The 3,270-nt window shown below is 62.4% G+C and carries 2 protein-coding genes and 1 pseudogene; all 3 read right to left on the reverse strand.

Annotated elements, in window-relative coordinates:
* Positions 1–165 precede the first annotated feature (165 nt).
* On the reverse strand, positions 166–1,311 hold the full coding sequence (locus Q1L59_RS00405; RefSeq protein WP_300327323.1) for an AAA family ATPase: 1,146 nt from the start codon (positions 1,309–1,311) through the stop codon (positions 166–168).
* On the reverse strand, positions 1,308–2,837 hold the full coding sequence (locus Q1L59_RS00410) for an FtsK/SpoIIIE domain-containing protein (RefSeq protein ID WP_300327324.1): 1,530 nt from the start codon (positions 2,835–2,837) through the stop codon (positions 1,308–1,310). Before Q1L59_RS00410 ends, Q1L59_RS00405 begins: the two co-directional genes overlap by 4 nt.
* 3 nt (positions 2,838–2,840) lie before the next feature.
* Positions 2,841–3,270 (reverse strand): annotated as a pseudogene (locus Q1L59_RS00415) (DNA sulfur modification protein DndD); the annotation flags it as partial.

Here is a 3,270-nt window from a genome sequence, read left to right on the forward strand (position 1 = left end):
GATAAGCGCCTTGTCCCACGCTGATGCCGGCCAAAATCCGCCCGACTACAGCGTGGGACTTTCCTCTTGTCTCACCCCGGAATAGCTCGCGACGCAGAGTCTTGAATCGGGCGGGACGTAACAGGCGTCCTTCATCCTCTTGAATCCGCTCATCTCTCACCCCGCCTAATGCAAGTCTTCTTCGATGATCCATCCGCCCTTGATCAGGCTCTGCTCGCGAATATCCAGGGGGAAAGCTTCCAGGATCTCGACCGAGTGTGTGCTGGCGATGACTGTAGTGCCAGGCTCCTGGCGCACCAGGGCCTTCATCAGATGCAGCGCCTTATGCTGCCAGCGCACGTGCAGGTGAACGTCGAGTTCGTCCACCAGCACCCAGGTATTCCGCGTGCTGTGGGCACCAATGCGGAGAAACAGCTGTGTGAGGTTCTTCTCGCCGCTGGACAGGCGATCCAGGCGGTGAGTTTGCCCGCCGCTGTGAACGATCGCCTCTGGCGGGACCCGTCGAATCTCGGCCGCCAGGAACTTGTCGGACGATTTCGCGAAAACCGTGCTGTTTATCGTTTTCACCGCGTTCTCGTAGCTTCCGTTATCCAGCCACTTCAGCCAGACGAGGAGATTGTCCAGCGACGCGGTCCAATTGGTTCCGTGCGCCGCGAATTCCTGCACTGTGCGGTAGCCCCAGTGCTCCGGCTGAACGATCGGCCGCCCCTCCGACTCACTGAGCGACGGAATATCTCGGTACGCTGGGAAAAGCAGGGCTGTAGGCAAACTCAGGGTCGAGTTGGCGAATCCCTCCGGCGCCATGAGGCCTGAGTCGATGAGGGTATGGCGCAGATCCTGCACGAGATCATCGTGGGCGCCAACCTCCAGCAAACGGCCGCGCGCCTGCTGTCGGTATCCGCTTCTGTGCCATTCTTCCGCCCCGTAACGCTTCAAGTCTGCGTCGTCCCAGACCTTGAGAAACGTCTCCTCACCAATGTTTCCCGCCAACAGCGACAGGACAATACGGTGATCACGTCCCTGCCAGAAGATCCGACTCAGTACGTCAAGCTGAACCCTGCCCCGACCGCGGTCCAGATCCTCCTGACCGAAACGTTCGGGCTGTTCCTCACCGAGTTGGCGCATCAGCAGAGCCATGCACTCGAGCACGGTGGTCTTGCCGCGACCGTTTTCGGACATCAGCAGGAAGACGTTACACGGCTTGTCCTTGTCGTCTGTGAAGTCAATTTCGTAGGGAGTGCTCTGAAAGGGGCCCACCTGGTCGAGCGTCAGCCAGAGCGGCTGAAACTCATAAATGGTGATGTCGCTCATTGGCTTCTCCCGCGCACGCTCTGCAGACATAGCCGAATATCGTCGCTGCCGACCCTCACGCCGTGCGCGCGGCGCGCACGCGCTCCCGCCTGCGGCCGCAGCAGCATGTCGCCGGCACCGAGCAGTTTTTCGGCGCCGGTTTCGTCAAGAATGATCTTCGATTCCGCGCCCGTGCGCACCGAGAGCGCGATCCGCCCTGGCACGTTAGTACGCAGAAGACCACTGAACGTGTCCGCGTCGGGGCGCTGTGTGGCGAGTACGAGATGGATGCCTACCGCTCGCGCCTTCTGGGCCAGGCGGACCAGCGGCGCTTCGGCCTCGCGCGACTGGAACAGCAGATCCGCCAGTTCTTCGACCACCACCACCACGTAAGGCAGGTCGATTCCACCCTGCGCACGTCCCTCGCTCAGGTTTGCCACCTCGTGCTGGCGCAACAGCAGCGTGCGACGCTCCATTTCGTCGACCAACTGCTGCAGGATCTCCAGTGCGTCGCCGATATCCTCGACGACTTCACCACCGGCCACCTGAGGAAATGCCGCGTATTGCGCCAGTTCCACCCGCTTTGGGTCGATCAGCGTGAGCTGCAGGTCTTGCGGCGCCAGCCGCCAGAGAAGCGACAACAGGAGCGCGTGCAGGCACACGCTCTTGCCGCTGCCGGTCGTCCCGCCGACGAGCAGGTGTGGCGCAGCGCCGAGGTCAAAATGCACCGGTTCGCCCAACACGTCGACACCCGGCCATACGGTCAGGGTCGGCACGTCATTGGCCTGCGTGGCCCACTCTCGCAGGCGAGCGCCCGGTATCGTGTGCCAGGACTCGGCGGGACGGGGAACGTCGAGCGCCAGCACGCGCGCCTCGCGCACCGGGCCTTCGTCTTCTTGCAGCAGGATGCCCTGGCGGGTCGACAGTCCAAGGTGGAGACCCAGCTTATCCAGCCCGCGCTTGACCTTGTCGTAATGATTGACGTCATCCAGGTAGACCCGATAGCGGCTGATGCGCGGCCCGTTGTCGACGCCACGGATCTGCGCCGACACACCAATTTCGCGCAAACCGGCGAGGATCTGCTGCCCCAGATCGGCGCGCACCGGGCGCGTCGTCGCCGCTCCGAAGAGTTCATGGTAGAGGAAGCCGTGAAAGTCGTGACCGGGACGCCAGGTCGTACGAATTTCCTGCAGGCCCCGGCGGACGTGGCGTTGCAGGTAGCGACGATAGCGGTGGTCCGCTTCTTCGCCGTGGAACATATCTTCTCCGTGGTAGATGCTGAGCAGCGCGCGCACCGCCAGATCGTAGTCTCGACGGCCCTCCTCGTCCGCTGACTGGCCTGCGCCGGTGATCCGCTCGAGTGCGTACTCGCTGCCCCCGAGACGGCTGCCGTCGAGTTCACTGCCTGGCGGCGTGGGAATCTGCAACGAGCGCGCGAGAGCGATGCGCAGAACGCGCAGCTTCGGCGCGCGCGGCGTGCCCAGACCGTGTAGCAGGACATCGCCTATCGCCCGTTCATCCTGTGCGTCGGTGTAGATATCCGGCATCACTCAGCCTCCGCGAAGCAGATCGGCGACATCGACAGGCTCGGCAACCGTATGTTCGCCATCCCGATTGCGCAGACGATAGGCGCGGTAAACGTGGGGAGAAATGAGCGCGAGCTTCTGTGGATCAAGTTCCGCATCCGTTGGGAGGACAATGACCTGAGCCGCCGCGTCGGGATAGTAGTGGCGCAGGATGCCCTCCTGGTGGGCGAGGTCGATGCGGGCCAATGGGGTATCGACGACCACGGGAATCTTTTTTCCGGATACTTCGCTCAGAGCCCAGAGCAAAGCGGTAGCCATGAGCTGTTTCATTCCTGCCGAAAGGTTTCCCATACCGACCGGGCTTCCGTTCGCATCCAGGTAGTGCAGCCCGAAATCCTCGTCCAATTCCACCCGATCGATCAGGCGGTGCGATGTCATCAGGATCTTGAAATGC

This window comes from Accumulibacter sp. (assembly GCF_029255125.1).
Lineage (GTDB): Bacteria > Pseudomonadota > Gammaproteobacteria > Burkholderiales > Rhodocyclaceae > Accumulibacter.

What these genes read in the sequence shown, in the direction of transcription:
- Q1L59_RS00405 (WP_300327323.1), bottom strand. Translation starts at nt 1,311, where the DNA reads ATGAGCGACATCACCATTTATGAGTTTCAGCCGCTCTGGCTGACGCTC.
- Q1L59_RS00410 (WP_300327324.1), bottom strand. Translation starts at nt 2,837, where the DNA reads ATGCCGGATATCTACACCGACGCACAGGATGAACGGGCGATAGGCGAT.